12 protein-coding genes are annotated in these 15,856 nt (G+C 67.0%); 6 read left to right on the top strand and 6 right to left on the bottom strand.

The features are described 5' to 3' along the window. Positions 1–61: 61 nt before the first annotated feature. The 6 genes from tsaE (at position 62) to trxA (ending at position 9,454) form a co-directional block, all read left to right on the top strand. Positions 62–565: a tRNA (adenosine(37)-N6)-threonylcarbamoyltransferase complex ATPase subunit type 1 TsaE gene (tsaE, locus tag ACO054_RS18825; protein WP_421708122.1), complete on the top strand. Its 504-nt coding sequence runs from the start codon at positions 62–64 to the stop codon at positions 563–565. Continuing rightward, the gene (locus ACO054_RS18820; RefSeq protein WP_421708121.1) at positions 562–1,578 is read left to right on the top strand and encodes an aminoglycoside phosphotransferase family protein; all 1,017 of its coding nucleotides are present in this window, start codon (positions 562–564) and stop codon (positions 1,576–1,578) included. Before tsaE ends, ACO054_RS18820 begins: the two co-directional genes overlap by 4 nt. Continuing rightward, positions 1,578–2,324: a nucleotidyltransferase family protein gene (locus ACO054_RS18815; protein WP_421708120.1), complete on the top strand. Its 747-nt coding sequence runs from the start codon at positions 1,578–1,580 to the stop codon at positions 2,322–2,324. The genes ACO054_RS18820 and ACO054_RS18815 overlap by 1 nt, the downstream gene beginning before the upstream one ends. 96 nt (positions 2,325–2,420) lie before the next feature. Next, complete coding sequence (gene addB / locus ACO054_RS18810) at positions 2,421–5,456, top strand: double-strand break repair protein AddB (protein ID WP_421708119.1); 3,036 nt, start codon at positions 2,421–2,423, stop codon at positions 5,454–5,456. Next, positions 5,453–9,001, top strand: coding sequence for a double-strand break repair helicase AddA (gene addA, locus ACO054_RS18805; protein ID WP_421708118.1), 3,549 nt, complete (start codon positions 5,453–5,455; stop codon positions 8,999–9,001). Before addB ends, addA begins: the two co-directional genes overlap by 4 nt. A gap of 132 nt (positions 9,002–9,133) precedes the next feature. Further along, on the top strand, positions 9,134–9,454 hold the full coding sequence (trxA, locus tag ACO054_RS18800; protein ID WP_421708117.1) for a thioredoxin TrxA: 321 nt from the start codon (positions 9,134–9,136) through the stop codon (positions 9,452–9,454). A gap of 87 nt (positions 9,455–9,541) precedes the next feature. Here the strand turns inward: trxA and ACO054_RS18795 are convergent, their stop codons facing one another. From ACO054_RS18795 to ACO054_RS18770, 6 genes are all read right to left on the bottom strand, one after another. After that, a complete protein-coding gene (locus tag ACO054_RS18795; RefSeq protein ID WP_421708116.1) occupies positions 9,542–10,663 on the bottom strand; it encodes a 2OG-Fe(II) oxygenase in 1,122 nt (373 codons plus the stop codon). Positions 10,664–10,758: 95 nt separating this feature from the next. After that, positions 10,759–12,033, bottom strand: a complete 1,275-nt coding sequence (locus tag ACO054_RS18790; protein ID WP_421708115.1) for a bifunctional folylpolyglutamate synthase/dihydrofolate synthase — start codon at positions 12,031–12,033, stop codon at positions 10,759–10,761. Beyond that, a complete protein-coding gene (gene accD, locus ACO054_RS18785; protein ID WP_421708114.1) occupies positions 12,030–13,025 on the bottom strand; it encodes an acetyl-CoA carboxylase, carboxyltransferase subunit beta in 996 nt (331 codons plus the stop codon). Before accD ends, ACO054_RS18790 begins: the two co-directional genes overlap by 4 nt. Next, positions 13,022–13,888, bottom strand: a complete 867-nt coding sequence (gene trpA / locus ACO054_RS18780) for a tryptophan synthase subunit alpha (RefSeq protein ID WP_421708113.1) — start codon at positions 13,886–13,888, stop codon at positions 13,022–13,024. The genes accD and trpA overlap by 4 nt, the downstream gene beginning before the upstream one ends. Then, positions 13,885–15,102 carry a tryptophan synthase subunit beta gene (gene trpB / locus ACO054_RS18775; protein ID WP_421710388.1) on the bottom strand — a complete coding sequence of 406 codons (1,218 nt, stop codon included), beginning with the start codon at positions 15,100–15,102 and terminating at the stop codon, positions 13,885–13,887. Before trpB ends, trpA begins: the two co-directional genes overlap by 4 nt. A gap of 84 nt (positions 15,103–15,186) precedes the next feature. Further along, complete coding sequence (locus ACO054_RS18770; protein WP_421708112.1) at positions 15,187–15,834, bottom strand: phosphoribosylanthranilate isomerase; 648 nt, start codon at positions 15,832–15,834, stop codon at positions 15,187–15,189. Positions 15,835–15,856 lie beyond the last annotated feature (22 nt).

Here is a 15,856-nt window from a genome sequence, read left to right as displayed (position 1 = left end):
GCAATGGCAAGGTTGCGCCCGGCTGGACGCGTGCGCGGCGGCGCGTGTACAAGGCAGCCGCATGGAATTGCCGGCCACAGATCCAACCTGCCTTGAGGTAGCGCTTCCGAACGAAGCGGCTACGGCCGCCTTGGCGGCGCGCTTGGCGCCCCTTCTTCGAACCGGGGACCTGGTGGCGTTAAGTGGCGGTCTAGGCGCCGGAAAGACCGCCTTCTGCAGGGCCTTGATCAACACCCTGCCGGGTTCGCAGGAAGACGTGCCCAGTCCGACCTTTACCCTAGTTCAGGTCTACGAGCGTGGCGACCGGCAAGTCTGGCATTTCGATCTCTACCGCTTGGAGAACCCCGAAGACGTTTGGGAACTCGGACTCGACGATGCCCTGGCGGAAGGCATCAGCCTGATCGAATGGCCCGAGCGTCTCGAAACAGGACTGCGCGCCGAGCGGCTCGACCTTCATCTTGCCATGGGACCGACCGACGACCGGTCCCGCCTCGCAACCTTGCGGGGCTGCGGAAGTTGGGCAGAACGGCTGACGGCGAACGCAGGAGAGCTGAGTCAGACATGACAGCCGATCGGCGAGCAACGCGCTTGGAGCACTTCCTGATCGAACAGGGCTGGCATCCCGACGATCGCGCCACCCTGGCGGCCGACGCCTCCTTCCGGCGGTACGACCGCTTGCGTCGAGGCGCTGAGACCGCCGTCCTGATGGACGCTCCGCCGGACAAGGAAAGGCCGGCCGCCTTTGTCAGGATCGCGCGATTGCTGCAGGCCTTCGGCCTTTCGGCACCGAAAATCCTCGCGGCAGACGAAGCCGAGGGTTTCGTCCTGCTGGAAGACTTCGGCGACCGGACTTTCACAGTCGCCCTGGCCGAAGGGGCCGAGGAGTTACCGCTCTATCTGAAGGCAGTGGAAACGCTCGCGACCCTGCAAGGGCGTTGGCAACCCGGCACGACGACGGAGATAGAGGCCTACGGGGCCGAAGAGTTGCTGCGCGAAGTGCGGCTGCTGACCGACTGGACTTGGCCGGCCCTCTCCGTATCCGGGCTGCAGCCTGATGCCGTAAACGCCTACGAGGCGGCGTGGCGCGAGGTTTTTGTCAGGCTCGAGGCATTGCCCTCGACGCTCGTGCTCCGCGACTTCCATGTCGACAACCTGATGGAGCTGTCTGGACGCGAGGGTCCCGATGCGGTCGGACTGCTGGACTTCCAGGACGCCCTGATCGGTCATCCCGCCTACGACCTCGTGTCTCTTCTGGAAGACGCGCGCCGCGACATCGAACCCGAAACGGTAGACGCGTCGCTGGAAGCCTACTTCGCCGCCTTGCCGGCCCTTGACAGCCCCGCCTTTCGCGACGGATACGCGATCCTGGGCGCCCAGCGCGCCGCCAAGATCATTGGGATCTTTACCCGCCTGGACCGGCGGGACGGGAAGCCGAACTACCTGCGTCACGTCCCGCGCACCTGGCGCCATCTGAACCGTAGTCTCGCGCATCCGGCTCTGACCCCCGTCGCGGCGTGGTTCGCTGCCCACTGGCCGGAGAACCTGCGCCTGTCCCCCGCACCGCAAGAGGCCGCCTGATGACTTTGACCCGCGCGATGGTGCTCGCCGCCGGCCGCGGCGAGCGAATGCGCCCGCTGACCGAGACGACGCCCAAGCCGCTGATCGCCGTACACGGCGTGCCGATGATCGACCGGATCCTGGCGCGCCTCGCGGCCGCGAGAATCGAGAAGGCGGTCGTGAATCTGCATCATCTCGGCGGCAAACTCAGAAGCCACCTCTCCGACTGCCCTGCCCCTCCGCTTGTCTTCAGCGATGAGCCTGAGCTGCTGGAGACCGGCGGCGGCGTTAAGAAGGCCTTGCCGGAGCTGGGACCCGCGCCCTTCTTCGTCTGTAACGGAGATGTCGTCTGGCTGGACGGCTACCAGCCGACCCTGGAGCGCTTGAGAAGCTACTGGGACCCGGAGCGAATGGATGTCCTGCTGCTGCTGCAGCCGAGCCCCGTCGCCGTCGGCTACGACGGACCGGGAGATTTCGTGATGGATCCTCAGGGTCGCCTGCGCCGACGCCGAGAGAGAGAGATCGCTCCCTTTACCTTCGCCGGGGTTCAGGTGCTGAAGCCCGAGCTCTTCGCCACGACGCCGGACGGTCCCTTCTCGCTCAATCTGATCTACGATCGGGCCATCGAACGCGAGCGGCTCTACGGCCTGCGGCATGACGGGGCCTGGTATCATGTCGGAAGACCCGAAGACCTCGAACGCGCGGAGCTGGAGCTCCGCTCCGAACTGGGCGGTGGTCGCGAGGAGCGGATGGCCGCTCAGGAGTAGCCTAGAGCGCGATCGTCTGAGGGTCGGATGGCCGACGCGAGTCCACCTCAGACGATCCTGCTCTAGCCGCGACAGGTCGAAAGGATCCGCAAGTCGTTGCAGGCAGAAACGCCGAAGGTCTACAGCATCGATCCCGAGGTCGGATTCCTCGATGCGCTCGCACGCGGGCTCCTGGCCCGCTGCAGCGACCCTCTGGACCTCTCCAGAATTCAGATCCTGCTTCCGACGCGCCGCGCCGGGCGTGCCTTGGCCGAAGCCTTTCTGCGGGTGTCGGAAGGGCAGGCACTTCTGCTCCCGCGCATCCAACCGCTGGGTGAGGTCGATGCAGACGAACTGCTGATCGCCGGCGAGCCGGCGGGATCCAACAGTGCCTTCGGCGGTGCCGTTTTCGGCGACGGCCTGCCGGACCTGCGCCCCGAGCTCCCCGAAATCGCCCGCCAGCTTCTGCTTGCCCGACTGGTGCTGCGCTGGTCGGAGCAACGCGGCGATGGAGGGGCACCGGCCGAGGATCAGGCCATCCGCCTGGCCGGCGAACTGGCTCGCCTGATCGACTCGGTCGAGACCGAGGGACTGGACTTTGCGGATCTGGACCGCCTCGTTCCGGACGACTACGCCGTTCACTGGCAAAAAACCTTGGATTTCCTGAGAATCATCACCGAGCACTGGCCCCGAATTCAACAGGATCTAGGCACACTCGGCGCCGCCGAACGCCGGCGTAGGCTGTTGGAAGCCCAGGCAGCGGCCTGGCAGGCGGAGCCGCCGCAAGGTCCGGTCGTCGCCGCCGGCTCGACGGGCTCCATTCCCGCTACGGCCGACTTGCTCAAGGTCGTTGCCGGCTTGCCGAATGGCGCCGTCGTCCTGCCGGGTCTGGATCGCGAGATGCCCGAGGCGGCCTGGGCCGAGGTTCTGGAGGCGCCTAGCCATCCACAGCATACCCTTGCCCGTCTGCTACGCCGTCTGGAGATCGATCGGCGCGACGTGGCCGCCTGGCCTGCCTCGGTCGCGACGCCGCCGGCAAAGGCCGCGACACAACGCCGACAGCTGCTCGCCAAGGCCCTTTGGCCGGCGGCCGCCACGGCCGGCTGGAGCGAGCCGGCAGAAGATCTGTCTCGGCAAGAGGCGATACAGGCCCTGGAGGGTCTGCGGCGGATCGACTGTCCGGACCCCGGCACAGAGGCTACCACCGTGGCCCTGCTGCTACGCGAGACGCTGGACACACCTGGCAAAAGAGCCGCCTTGATCACACCCGACAGATCGCTTGCGCGACGGGTTGCGACGGAGCTGCGGCGCTGGGGACTGGAGGTGGACGACTCGGCCGGTCGACCGCTCGCCACCACGCCGCCGGGCGCTTTCCTACGCTTGACCGCCCAGATGGTCGCGGAGCAGCTGGCGCCCCTGCCCCTGCTCGCCGCCTTAAAGCATCCGCTCGCGGCCGGCGGCGAGGATCTGGCGCAGTTTCGAGCCAAGGTCCGCCGGCTGGAGGTCGCCGTTCTGCGCGGGCCGCGCCCGCCCGCCGGCTTCGAGGGGTTGCTGACGGCGGCGCGCGCCGAACCGAACGGCCGGAGCTTAGTGCCCTGGCTGCAGGGCCTCGCCGCCATGGCCCGAAGCTTTGCGACGCGGCTGAGCGAGCGCGCTGGAGGTCTCGCGCAAACGGCGGAAGCCCACGTCGCCTTCGCCGAGGCCTTGGCGACCAGCGACACCGAGGCCGGTGCCGCACGGCTCTGGCGCGGCGAGGCAGGTGAGGAGGCCGCTCTCTTCTTCGCCGAACTCCACGAAGCCGCCGCAACGGCAGGCGGCCTGACCGCCGTGCGCTATCTGGCCGTCCTGGAAGCGCTGATGGCCGGCCGAAGCGTTCGACGCCGCTACGGCGGACATCCGCGCCTAGCGATTCTCGGGCCGCTGGAGGCCAGGCTTCAGCAAGCCGACCGTCTGGTTCTGGCCGGCCTGAACGAGGGGATCTGGCCCGCCGAGACCGAGCCGGGGCCCTGGATGAGCCGACCGATGCGTGCCGACTTCGGACTGCCGCCGGTGGAGCGGAAAATCGGTCTCGCCGCCCACGACTTTGCTCAGGCAACCAGCGCACCCGAGGTGATCCTGACGCGCGCCGCGCGCGTCGAGGGTACACCGACCGTTCCCTCCCGCTGGCTACTGCGGCTGGACGCTCTGCGCGGCGTCCTGGGCGTACCAGGGGCACTGGGCGACGAAAGCGATCTCTGGACCGCGCGGGTTGCGGCCTTGGACGCCGCCGCCGCCTATCGGCCCTGCGACCCTCCTTCCCCAAAACCGCCGACCGCCGCCCGCCCGACCTCACTCTCCGTGACCCAGGTCGAGACCTGGATGCGGGACCCCTACGCGGTCTACGCCCGTCACGTTCTGGCGCTGAAGAAGCTGCCGGCCCTTGATGAAGAGCCCGGTGCGGCTGACAAGGGGCTGATCGTGCACGACGCTCTGGAGGCCTTCACGAAGACCTGGCCCGACACCCTGCCGGCGGATGCGGAGGCTCGGCTGCTCGACCACGGCCGCGACGTCTTCCAGCGCATTCGTCATCGCCCGACGCTCTTCGCCTTCTGGTGGCCGCGCTTCACGCGCATCGCCACCTGGGTGATCTCCCAGGAGGCGGAGCGTCGCCGGGATCTGACGGCTCTCTTGAGCGAGATCGAGGGCCGGATCGTCATCGGGGGCTTCGAACTCCGCGCGCGGGCCGATCGTATCGAACGCCTGACCGACGGCCGCTTGGCCCTGATCGACTACAAGACCGGTACGGCACCGAGCGCGAAGTCGCTGCGCCTCGGCTTCTCGCCGCAACTGCCGTTGGAAGCCGCCATTGCATTGGACGGCGGCTTCGAGGGGCTTGCGGCGGGAGAGGTCGGGGAGCTGGCCTTCTGGCGCTTGACGGGCGGGCAGCCTCCTGGCGAAGTCAAGACCGTCAAGCCAGGAAGGGATACCCCGCCGATCGCCGAACTGGCGCTCCAGGCCCGCAACGGTCTGACCGCCTTGATCCAACGCTTTCAGGATCCGAACACCCCCTACCACGCCCGACCGCGCCCAGACTGGGCACCGCGCTACAGCGACTACGAACATCTCGCGCGGGTCAAGGAATGGACGGCGGTGGAGGGCGAGGAGGGCTCATGACGCAAGAGCCTTCGGACAGCCTCTCCCTCGAAGCACAGCGAACCCGAAAGCTCCAGCAGGCTGGGCTGGCCCAAGCGCGGGCGAGCGATCCGGGCGCCAGCGTCTGGGTCTCGGCTTCGGCTGGCACCGGCAAGACCAAGGTCCTGACCGACAGGGTCCTGTCCCTGCTGCTTGCCGGCGCCGATCCCGCGCGCCTGCTTTGTCTGACCTTCACGCGCGCCGCGGCCGCCGAGATGCAAACCCGCCTCGCGCGTCGGCTGACTGCCTGGGTCGCCCTGCCGGAGCTCCAGCTGCGCGCGGAGGTGCAGGCACTGTCCGGCATCGCCCCGGACGCGCAGGCGCTGGCGCGGGTACGCACCCTCTTCGCGCGGGTGCTCGAGATTCCCGGCGGAATGAAAATCCAGACCATCCACAGTTTCTGCCAATCGCTGATCGCGCGCTTTCCGATAGAGGCCGAGATCGCGCCGCATTTCGAGCTGATGGACGAAATGACCGCGCGCGAAACGATGGCGGAAGCAAAGGCGCAGGTCCTCGCCCAGGCCGCCGGCGACCAGGGACCGCTCGGGCAAGCGCTTGCCAAGGTTGGCGCCTGGGTGAATGAGGAGGACTTCGACGGTCTGCTCGGCGAACTGCTCGGGCGCCGCGCCAAGCTGGCCGCGGCCCGGCGCAGCTTTCTCGGGATCGACGGAATGTCGCGCGCCCTGCGACGGCGCCTGGGCCTGACAGGGGAAGAGACTTACGAGACCCTGCTGACAAGGGCTTGCGAAGATCCCGCCCTGGATCAAGCCGGTCTACAAGCCGTCGCCCAAGCGATGGTGAACAGCGGGGCCAAGACGGATGCGAAAGCCGGCAAGGTCATCGCGGACTGGCTGCAGGTCACCGAAAGCCGGGCGGAGCGCTGGGAAGGCTATCTCTCGGCCTTCTTCACGCAAGACGGCAGTCCACGGGCCCGTCTGGCGACCAAGGCGACCCTGGGCGCCCTGCCAGGCGCGGATGACATCCTGGCATCTGAAGCCGAGCGGTTGGCAGCCTTACGCGACAGGTTGAAGGCGGCGACGGTCGCTGAGGCCAGCGAAGCGCTTCTGCACCTGACCGGCGCGATCTTCGATGCCTACGAAGCGGCCAAGCGGCAGCGGGCGCGTCTCGACTATGAAGATCTGATTCAGACCAGCCGCAGCCTGCTGGAACAGACGGCGATCGCGCCCTGGGTTCTCTACAAACTGGACGGTGGCCTGGATCATCTGCTGATCGACGAAGCTCAGGACACCAATCCGGATCAATGGCGCGTCGTGGAATTGCTGACGGAGGAGTTCTTTGCCGGCCTCGGTGCCGAACGGCCGGAGGGCCAACCGTCCCGCAGCATCTTTGCCGTCGGCGACCCCAAGCAGTCGATCTATTCCTTCCAGGGCGCTGATCCGGCGGAGTTCCTGCGCATGCGCAGCCACTTCGCCGGACGCGTCCGTCAGGCCGAGCGCGGCTGGGAACCGGTCGATCTCGTGCACTCCTTCCGTTCCGTCGCGCCGGTACTCCAGGCGGTCGATGCGGTCTTTGCCGAGACAGCCGAACAGGGCGGCGTCACCTTCGGCGAGCCCTGGCGCAGTCACGACCCCGTCCGCGTCGGCCAGGCCGGCTGCGTCGAACTCTGGCCACCTGTGTCTCCCGAGGACCGGGCCGACCCTGAGATCTGGAGTCCGCCGACGGAACGCAGCGGAGAAGCGGCACCGCGCACGCGTCTCGCCGAACTTCTCGCGGAGACGATCCGTAGTTGGACGCAGGCAAAGACGGTCCGTCCAGGCGACGACGCCTGGCTCGCGTCCCGCGATCGCCAGATCGGGCCTGGCGATATCCTTGTGTTGGTGCGGCGGCGCAACGCCTTCGTCGAAGAGTTGATCCGAGCCCTGAAGCAGCGCGCCGTCCCGGTGGCGGGGATCGACCGAATGATCCTGACGGAACAGCTGGCGGTGATGGACCTCGTCGCCTTGGCCCGAACCTGCCTGCTGCCTGAGGACGACCTGACGCTGGCTTGCGTCTTGAAGGGCCCGCTGATCGGGCTGAGCGAGGAGCAGCTCTATGAGCTGGCGTGGAACCGCAAGGGCCGCCTCTGGCAGGCTTTGGAGGCACAAGCAGAGCGGCAGCGCACATATCGCGCGGCCTTGGAGTTCCTGAAGGCGCAGCGAAGCCGCGCCGACCTGGTGCCACCCTACGAGTTCTTCGCGGACCTCTTGGGCGCCGGAGAGGGACGCGCCCGTTTGCTGGAGAGACTCGGGCCCGATGCGGCGGACCCGATCGAGGAGTTTCTCGGCCTCGCGCTTGCGTACGAGACGGAGCACACGCCGAGTCTGGAAGGCTTTCTGCACTGGATCGAGATCGGCGCCCAGGAAATCAAACGCGATGCCGACCTGGCCGGAACGGCCGTACGCGTTATGACCGTACATGGCGCGAAGGGACTTCAAGCGCCAGTGGTCTTACTACCGGACAGCATGCAAAGGCCTCAGCGAAGCGACCGTATCCTTTGGTTGGAGAGTGATGAGGGGTCGCTCCCAGCCTGGCCACCCCGCCGCTCCACCGAAGAGTCCGTCACCGGCGCGGCACGCCGAGCCCTGGAGATCGCCGCTCAGGACGAATACAAACGGCTTCTGTACGTGGCGCTGACGCGCGCGGAAGATCGACTGTATGTCTGCGGCTACGAGACACGTACGCAAACGCCCGACGACTGCTGGTACAAGCTCTGCGAAAAGGCCTGGGCACCTCACGCAGAGCGGCTGGCCTTCGACTTTACCGGAACGACGCCAGGCGGCTGGGCCGGTCCGGGATTGCGGATCGCAACGAAGCAGAGCGCGGCGCCGACGCGCCTGCCAGAGCCGGAAACTCCGCTCCTGACGGCGCTCGACCGGGATCTACCCGCGTGGGTACGTCGCAATCCGCCGGCGGAACCCAGTCCGCCGAGGCCCTTGACCCCTTCCCGCCCGAGCGCCGAGGAGCCGGCGTTGCGGTCGCCCCTGGGCGGCGACAGTGGCCGGCGCTTCGCAAGAGGCCGAGCGATCCATCGCCTGCTGCAGTCGCTGCCCGACCTGCCGCCGGCGGCGCGCGCGGAGGCCGCGCAGCGGTATCTGTCGGCTCAGACACTCGACTTAAAGGGCGAGAATGCGGAGGAACTGGCCACCGAGGTTCTTGCAGTCCTCAATCACCCCGACTTCGCGGACTTCTTCGCGGCGGACAGCGTTGCGGAAGCCCCTATTGTCGGGCTGATCGAGAGTCCGGAGGGCCCCGAGGCGGTGAGCGGCCAAGTCGATCGCCTTTGCGTCAGACCGGACAAGGTGCTTGTCTTGGACTTCAAGACCAACCGTCCGGCCCCCTTGAGCCTCGCCGAGGTTGCGCCGGTCTACCTGCGCCAGATGGCGCTCTACCGAGCGATTCTGGTGCATCTCTACCCCGATCGTCCCGTCGAAGTCGCTCTGCTCTGGACAGACGGTCCACGGCTGATGCCGCTGCCGAACAGCAGCCTTGCGCCCTACGCACCGCTTGCAGCGGACAGCTCGTCTTGACGCTGCGAGAGGGCGCTCGCCATATTCGGCGGGAAACGAATCGGGGTACGGCCTGGTGACAGCACCCTGGGGCAGCGCAACGACCCCAAGGCAGTGACCGACCCTGGCACCAAAAACGTAAGGAACCCGACTATGAGCATCGACCACGTCAGCGACGCGAGCTTCGACTCCGACGTCATCAAGGCGGACCTGCCGGTCGTCGTGGACTTCTGGGCCGAGTGGTGCGGACCCTGCAAGATGATCGCGCCGGCACTCGAAGAAATCGCGCAGGATCTGGACGGCAAGGCGCGAATTGCCAAGCTGAACATCGACGACAACCCCTCGACGCCCGCGCGCTACGGCGTTCGCGGCATTCCGACGCTGATGATCTTCAAGGACGGCCAGGTGGCCGCCACCAAGGTCGGCGCGCTGCCGAAGGGTGCCTTGCAGCAGTGGATCGAGGACAGCATCTAGCGTCTCGGTCAAACGCTGTGGAGGTTTGTTGCAACGCCCCGGCCTGTTCGGCCGGGGCGTTTCCTTGTGGCCCCGGCCGAGTCCAGCCTACCGGCGGAGCGGCGCGCGCACCTGCTTCGCGTCCTCGCCGTACAGAAAGGCCAGCAGGACATAACGCCGCCCCTCGGTGACCGGTCGCGCTTCGTGCAGCAGAGAACAGGAAAAGGCGACGGCATCGCCGCTGGCCGGCTTGAAAAGGTCCGGACCGTACTCGGGAAACGTCAGTTCACCCCCCTCGTAGTCCTCGGCATTGAGATTCAGAGTGACCGCAAAGCGTCGATGGGCGCCGGACAGCGTGTTGTTGTCCCGGTGCGGCTTGAAGAAGCCGCCGCTTTCCGCGTCGTAGCGAACCACCTTGAACTCCTCGAAGGCCGTGATGCGATAGAAAGTGGCCTTGGCGATCTCCGGCAAGAGGCGGCGCAGGAACCGTAGCTTGACCGTCGCCGTAAGCTCCGGATCCTTGAGGTAGTGATCGCGCCGGTTTTTCACCTGCGAATCGGCGACGTTGCGGCCCCCGCCGGCCACGTCGCGCAACACGCCCGAGGGCGCGTTGTCCGTTTCGTGCAAGGCGATCAGGCGCGTGCAGAGATCCGGCTCCAGCACGTCGGGAACGTAGATTGCAGGCGCCAGCGGCCCTTGGAACAGGCGCACCTGCCGCTGCGGCTGTGCCGCCAGATAGGCGCGGACCTGGGCGAGCGGATCGGTGGCAGCGGGATCGATCAGCCGGATCCGCCGGTTGGCGTCGGCAATCAACAGCAGACACTGCGGCAAGGCGAAGGGATCGGCCTGGCGCCGCCAGGGATGCCCCAACCCGCCGGCCACCTGACCTTGAGGATCGGACAGAAGCGAGAAGGGGAGGTTCGCAAGACTATGGGCCTTGGCATTGACCTCCGGCGGAACGGCGGTGACGCAGAAGAGATGCAGCTCCTCCGCCAGCCCTTCCCAGGCCTCCGCAAAGCTCCTGAGCAACTTGGCCGCCGCAGGCGTGGCGGGGTCAGGCGTCAGCAACAGAACGACCGGATGACCCAACGCCTGGGTGGAGAGAACCGAGATGCGCATCGCCTGGTCCTGCAGCTGGAAATCAGGCAGCAGGTCGCCGACGATCGGCGGCGGCAGCGACGGCGCAGCCTTGGCGGTGGGATGCGGGGGCGTGATCGGTGCAGTTACCATGACGGGCGCCTCCTGAACGCCGTCACCGGTCTAGAGCATCTTGCCGCCCTATGGAACCGCTTCAGGTTCTCATGAAGCGACCCCGCCATCGCCGCTCACTCCTGCTCCGCCAGAACCTTTCCGGCGAGATAAAGAGATCCGCAAATCAGAATGCGACCCGGCGGCTCGGAGGTCGCCGTCAGATCGGCCAGCGCTTGCCGAACATCGCCTGCAGGGGCGGCGTCGATCCCGCAGGCGGAGGCGTGCGCAGCCGCCTGCTGGGCGCTCAGGGAGTTGACCTCGCCGGGGATCGCGACCGCGCGCAGCCGGCGTACGGCGCTCGCCAAAGGGGCTAGGAAAGCTTCGGCCGCCTTCGTATTCAACATGCCATAGACGAGATCGAGCGGCTCCGGCCACTTCGCCGCCTCCGCCGCCAGAATCTCCCCTGCCTGTGCGTTGTGGCCACCGTCGAGCCAGAGTTGCCACTCCGAGGGCAAAGCAGCGACCAGCGGCCCGTCGGTCAAGCGTTGCAAGCGCGCGGGCCAGGAGGCAGCCGCCAGTCCTTCCCCGATAGCCTTGGCTGAAAGACCGAGCCGACGCGCCAGGACGGCAGCCTGCCCGGCGTTGTCGAACTGGTGTGCACCGACCAACGCCGGGTTGGGCAACTCCAGCACCTCGTCGCCGTCGCGAAGCCGAAACCCCTCGGCCCGCGGAACAACCTCCCAATCGCGGCCTTGCAGCAACAGCGGTGCGCCCACGTCGCCCGCCTGCTTTACGATAACGTCCCTCGCCGCCGGTTTCTGGCGACCGATCACGGCGGTCACTCCGGGCTTCAGAATGCCCGCTTTCTCGAAAGCGATTTCGGGCAAGCTGTCGCCCAGATACTGCATGTGATCCATCGACACCGGAGTGATGGCGCTCAACGCCGGCTGCGCGACCACATTGGTCGCATCCAGCCGCCCGCCCAGGCCGACTTCGAGCAGCAGCACGTCGGCGGGCGACTCGGCGAAGGCCATGAAGGCAGCGGCGGTGGTGATCTCGAAGAAGGTAATCGGCGTCTCGCCGTTGGCTGCTTCGCACGTCTCCAGCAGGGTCAGAAGATCGGCCTCCGGAATCGACTGTCCGGCGAGACGAATCCGCTCGTGAAAGCGCACGAGGTGCGGCGAGGTGTAGACGTGGCACCGCTGGCCGTCCGCCTCCAGCATGGCCCGCAGCAGGGCGATCACCGACCCCTTGCCGTTGGTTCCCGCGACATGCACCACAGGCGGCAGCCTCCGCTCGGGATGCCCGAGCCGCGCCAGCAGCCGCTCGATCCGCCCGAGCGACAGGTCGATGATTTTCGGGTGGAGCCGGGTCAGCCGTTCCAGGACGGCGTCGCTGCTGTGGCTCACGCGCCGCGCGACTCCGTCTCGGATGTGCTGGCAACCGCATCGCCCGCGCCGTTGGCTGCCTGCGGGCCTACCGCTTCGGCGGTTTCATCCTGCCCGGCGCCATCCGTCTTGGCCGCATCGAGCGGCACCACTTCGGCAAGCGGTGCCGTTGCGGTCAAAAGCGACAGCAGCTTTCCGATCGTCGCGTTCAGATCCTTGCGCTGTACCACCATGTCGATCATGCCGTGATCACGCAGGTACTCCGCCCTTTGGAAGCCCTCGGGTAGGGATTCGCGGATCGTTTCCTCAATCACCCGCTGACCGGCGAAGCCGATCACCGCGCCAGGTTCGGAAATCTGGATATCGCCCAGCATGGCGAAGGAGGCGGAGACGCCCCCGGTGGTCGGGTCGGTCAGCAGCACGAGGTAGGGCAAACCTGCCTCCTTGACCTCTTCGACAGCGATGACGCTGCGGGGAAGCTGCATCAGGGACAGGATGCCCTCCTGCATGCGCGCCCCGCCGGAGGCCGGCACGGCGATCAAAGCCGCCTCCTGCAGCACCGCAAGGCGCGAGGCCGCGAGCAGCGCTTCGCCGACGGCAACCCCCATGGAGCCGCCCATGAACCCGAAATCGAAGCAGGCGACGACGGCCTTGTGGCCGCCGATGGTACCGTGGGCCACCAGAATGGCATCCTGATGCCCGGTCTTGCCGCGCGCCTTCTTGAGGCGGTCGCTGTAGCGCTCGCGGTCCCGGAACTTCAGAGGGTCGGCCGGCGTCTCGGGCAGCTCGATGGTCTGATAGCTGCCGCCGTCGAACAGCAGCTGCAGTCTCCGTTCGGCACCGATCCGCATGTGGTGTCCGCAGTTGGTGCAGACCCGCAGATTGGCCTCAAGCTCGCGATGGAAGATCATCTGCCCGCAGGAGGGACACTTCTCCCAGAGGTTTTCCGGAACATCCTGCTTGGCGATCAGCGAACGGATACGGGGTCGGACATAGTCGCTGATCCAGTTCACGCTCTCAAACCTCCCGCCAACTCGCGTACGAAACTTAGGACATCCTCGACCAATCCGGGCGAAGCCCGGCCAGCGTCGTTCAGGTTGGCGCGCACCCGCTCCACCAGGGCTGAACCGACCACGGCGGCATCGGCCACGGCACCGACCTCGCGAACTGCCTCGGCCGTCTTGATGCCGAAGCCCACCGCGATGGGCACCTCCGTATGCCGACGTAGTCGCGCGACCGCCTCGGCGACCTGATCCTGGGTCGCCGACTTCGTGCCGGTGATGCCCATGACCGAGACGTAATAGAGAAAGCCGGAGACCTCGGCCAGGACAGTCGGCAGGCGCCTGTCGTCAGTGGTCGGAGTCGCCAGGCGGATCCAGTGGAGCCCGGCCGCACGGGCCGGCTGGCAGAGTTCGCCGTCCTCTTCCGGCGGCAGGTCGACGATGATCAGCCCATCCACCCCGGCTTCGACCGCGCGCCTTAGAAAGACGTCGTTGCCCATGCTGTAGATCGGATTGTAGTAGCCCATCAGGACGATAGGCGTGCTGTCGTCCGTCTTGCGAAACGCGGCGACGAGGTCGAGGGTCTTGGCCAGTGTCATTCCCGCGTCGAGCGCCCGTAGAGCGGCCGCCTGAATCGCCGGACCATCCGCCATGGGGTCGGAGAAGGGCATGCCGATCTCGATCACGTCGGCGCCCGCTGCGGGCAGACCGCGTAGGATCTCCAGCGAGGTCGCCTCGTCGGGATCGCCGGCCGTGAGATAGGTGACGAGACCGGCCCGGCCGGCGGCCTTCAACTCCGCGAAACGCGTCTCTAGGCGGCTCCGCATAGAGGTGGCCGACACGGCCGCGGGAGGAGCGGCGGCGGAGGCGCTCATTCCAGATCCTCCCCCAGATGCTTGGCGACGGCGAAAACGTCCTTGTCGCCGCGCCCGCAGAGATTCATCACCAGCAGATGATCTTTCGGCAGGGTCGGAGCGAACCTGGCCACGTGGGCCAGGGCATGCGCCGGCTCCAAGGCAGGAATGATGCCCTCCATCCGGGTGCAGAGCTTGAAGGCCTCCAGGGCTTCGGCGTCGGTGACGCTGACGTACTCGACCCGGCCGGACTCCTTGAGCCAAGCGTGTTCCGGCCCGATCCCGGGATAATCGAGGCCGGCCGAGATGGAATAGGCGTCCACGATTTGCCCGTCGTCAGTCTGCAGCAGGTAGGTCCGGTTACCGTGCAGCACGCCCGGACGGCCGCCGCTCAGGCTGGCCGCGTGTTCGCCCGTGGCGATCCCCTTGCCCGCCGCTTCGACACCGATGACCCGCACCTGGGCATCGTCCAGGAAGGGATAGAACAGACCCATGGCGTTCGACCCGCCACCGATACAGGCGACCAGAGAGTCCGGCAGGCGCCCTTCCGCCTCCTGCATCTGGTCGCGCAGCTCGGTCCCGATCACCGACTGGAAATCGCGCACCATCATGGGATAGGGGTGCGGACCGGCGGCCGTGCCGATGATGTAGAAGGTCTCCTCCACATTCGCGACCCAGTCGCGCAGCGCCTCGTTCATGGCGTCCTTGAGGGTACCGGTGCCGCTGGTCACCGGCCGAACCTCGGCGCCCAGAAGCTTCATGCGGAAGACGTTGGGCTGCTGCCGCTCGATATCGGTCGCGCCCATGTAGACCACGCAGGGCAGGTTGAAGCGCGCGCAGACCGTGGCCACGGCGACGCCGTGCTGGCCGGCCCCGGTCTCGGCGATGATGCGGGTCTTGCCCATGCGGCGGGCCAGCAGGATCTGACCCATGCAGTTGTTGATCTTATGGCTGCCGGTGTGGTTCAGCTCGTCGCGCTTGAAGTAGATCTTCGCGCCGCCGAGAGCCTCGGTCAGCCGCTCCGCGTGATAGAGCGGGCTGGGGCGGCCGACGTAGTGTCGAGCGTAGTCGTCCAGTTCTTTCTGGAAGGCCGGATCCTGGCGCGCGTCCTTGTAGGCCTGCTCGACCTCCAGGATCAGCGGCATCAGGGTTTCGGCCACGAAGCGGCCACCAAAGGCGCCAAAGTGGCCCTGCTCGTCCGGGCCAGCCTTGTAGGTGTTCAGTTTTTCGGCAATCGACACGGGTTTCTCTACACATTCATAAGCTGTCGTCGTGCCGGACTCTGCCCCATCCGGCGCCCTCGGGCAACGCAACGAGGCTCAAAGCTCCCGACAATGCGCCAGGAAATCGCGGATCTTCGTGGGGCTTTTGAGGCCGGGTGCGTCCTCGACGCCGCTGGAGACATCGACGGCCGGCGCCGCCGTTATCTGGACCGCCTCGCGCAGATTGTCCAGAGTCAGTCCGCCGGAGAGCATCCAGGGACGCTGCCAACGCCGACCCGCCAGCAGCCGCCAGTCAAAGGAGAGCGCGTTCCCGCCCGGCAAGGCGTCGGGCCGGGAGGCAGGCGGCTTGGCGTCGAACAGCAGGCGGTCGGCCACAGGCTCGAAGGTCGCGGCCGGCTCCAGATCCTCTGCTCGCGCCACCTTGATGACCTTCATGACCGGGATGCCCCAACGCCCGCGGATCTCCGCCACCCGTTTCGCTGTCTCCGAGCCGTGCAGTTGTAGCAGATCGGGGCGTAGACGCTCCGCGACCCGCTCCAAAAGGGCATCGTCGGGATCGACCAGCAGCGCGACGGTCTGCGTTTGCGAAGCGAGACCGGCTGTCAGGGCCGCTGCCTGCTCTACGGTTACCGCCCTTGGACTGCGCGGAAAGAACACGAGACCAATCCAGCGCGCCCCACCGGCTACCGCAGCCGCCAAGGCCTCGGGCGTTGAAACGCCACAGATCTTTGCATCAATGGACATGGACACAGCAGGAGTCGGATCG

This window comes from Algihabitans sp., assembly GCF_965226985.1.
Lineage (GTDB): Bacteria > Pseudomonadota > Alphaproteobacteria > Kiloniellales > DSM-21159 > Algihabitans.
Note: the sequence above shows the minus strand (reverse complement) of the source record. Positions and strands in the feature narration are given on the sequence as shown.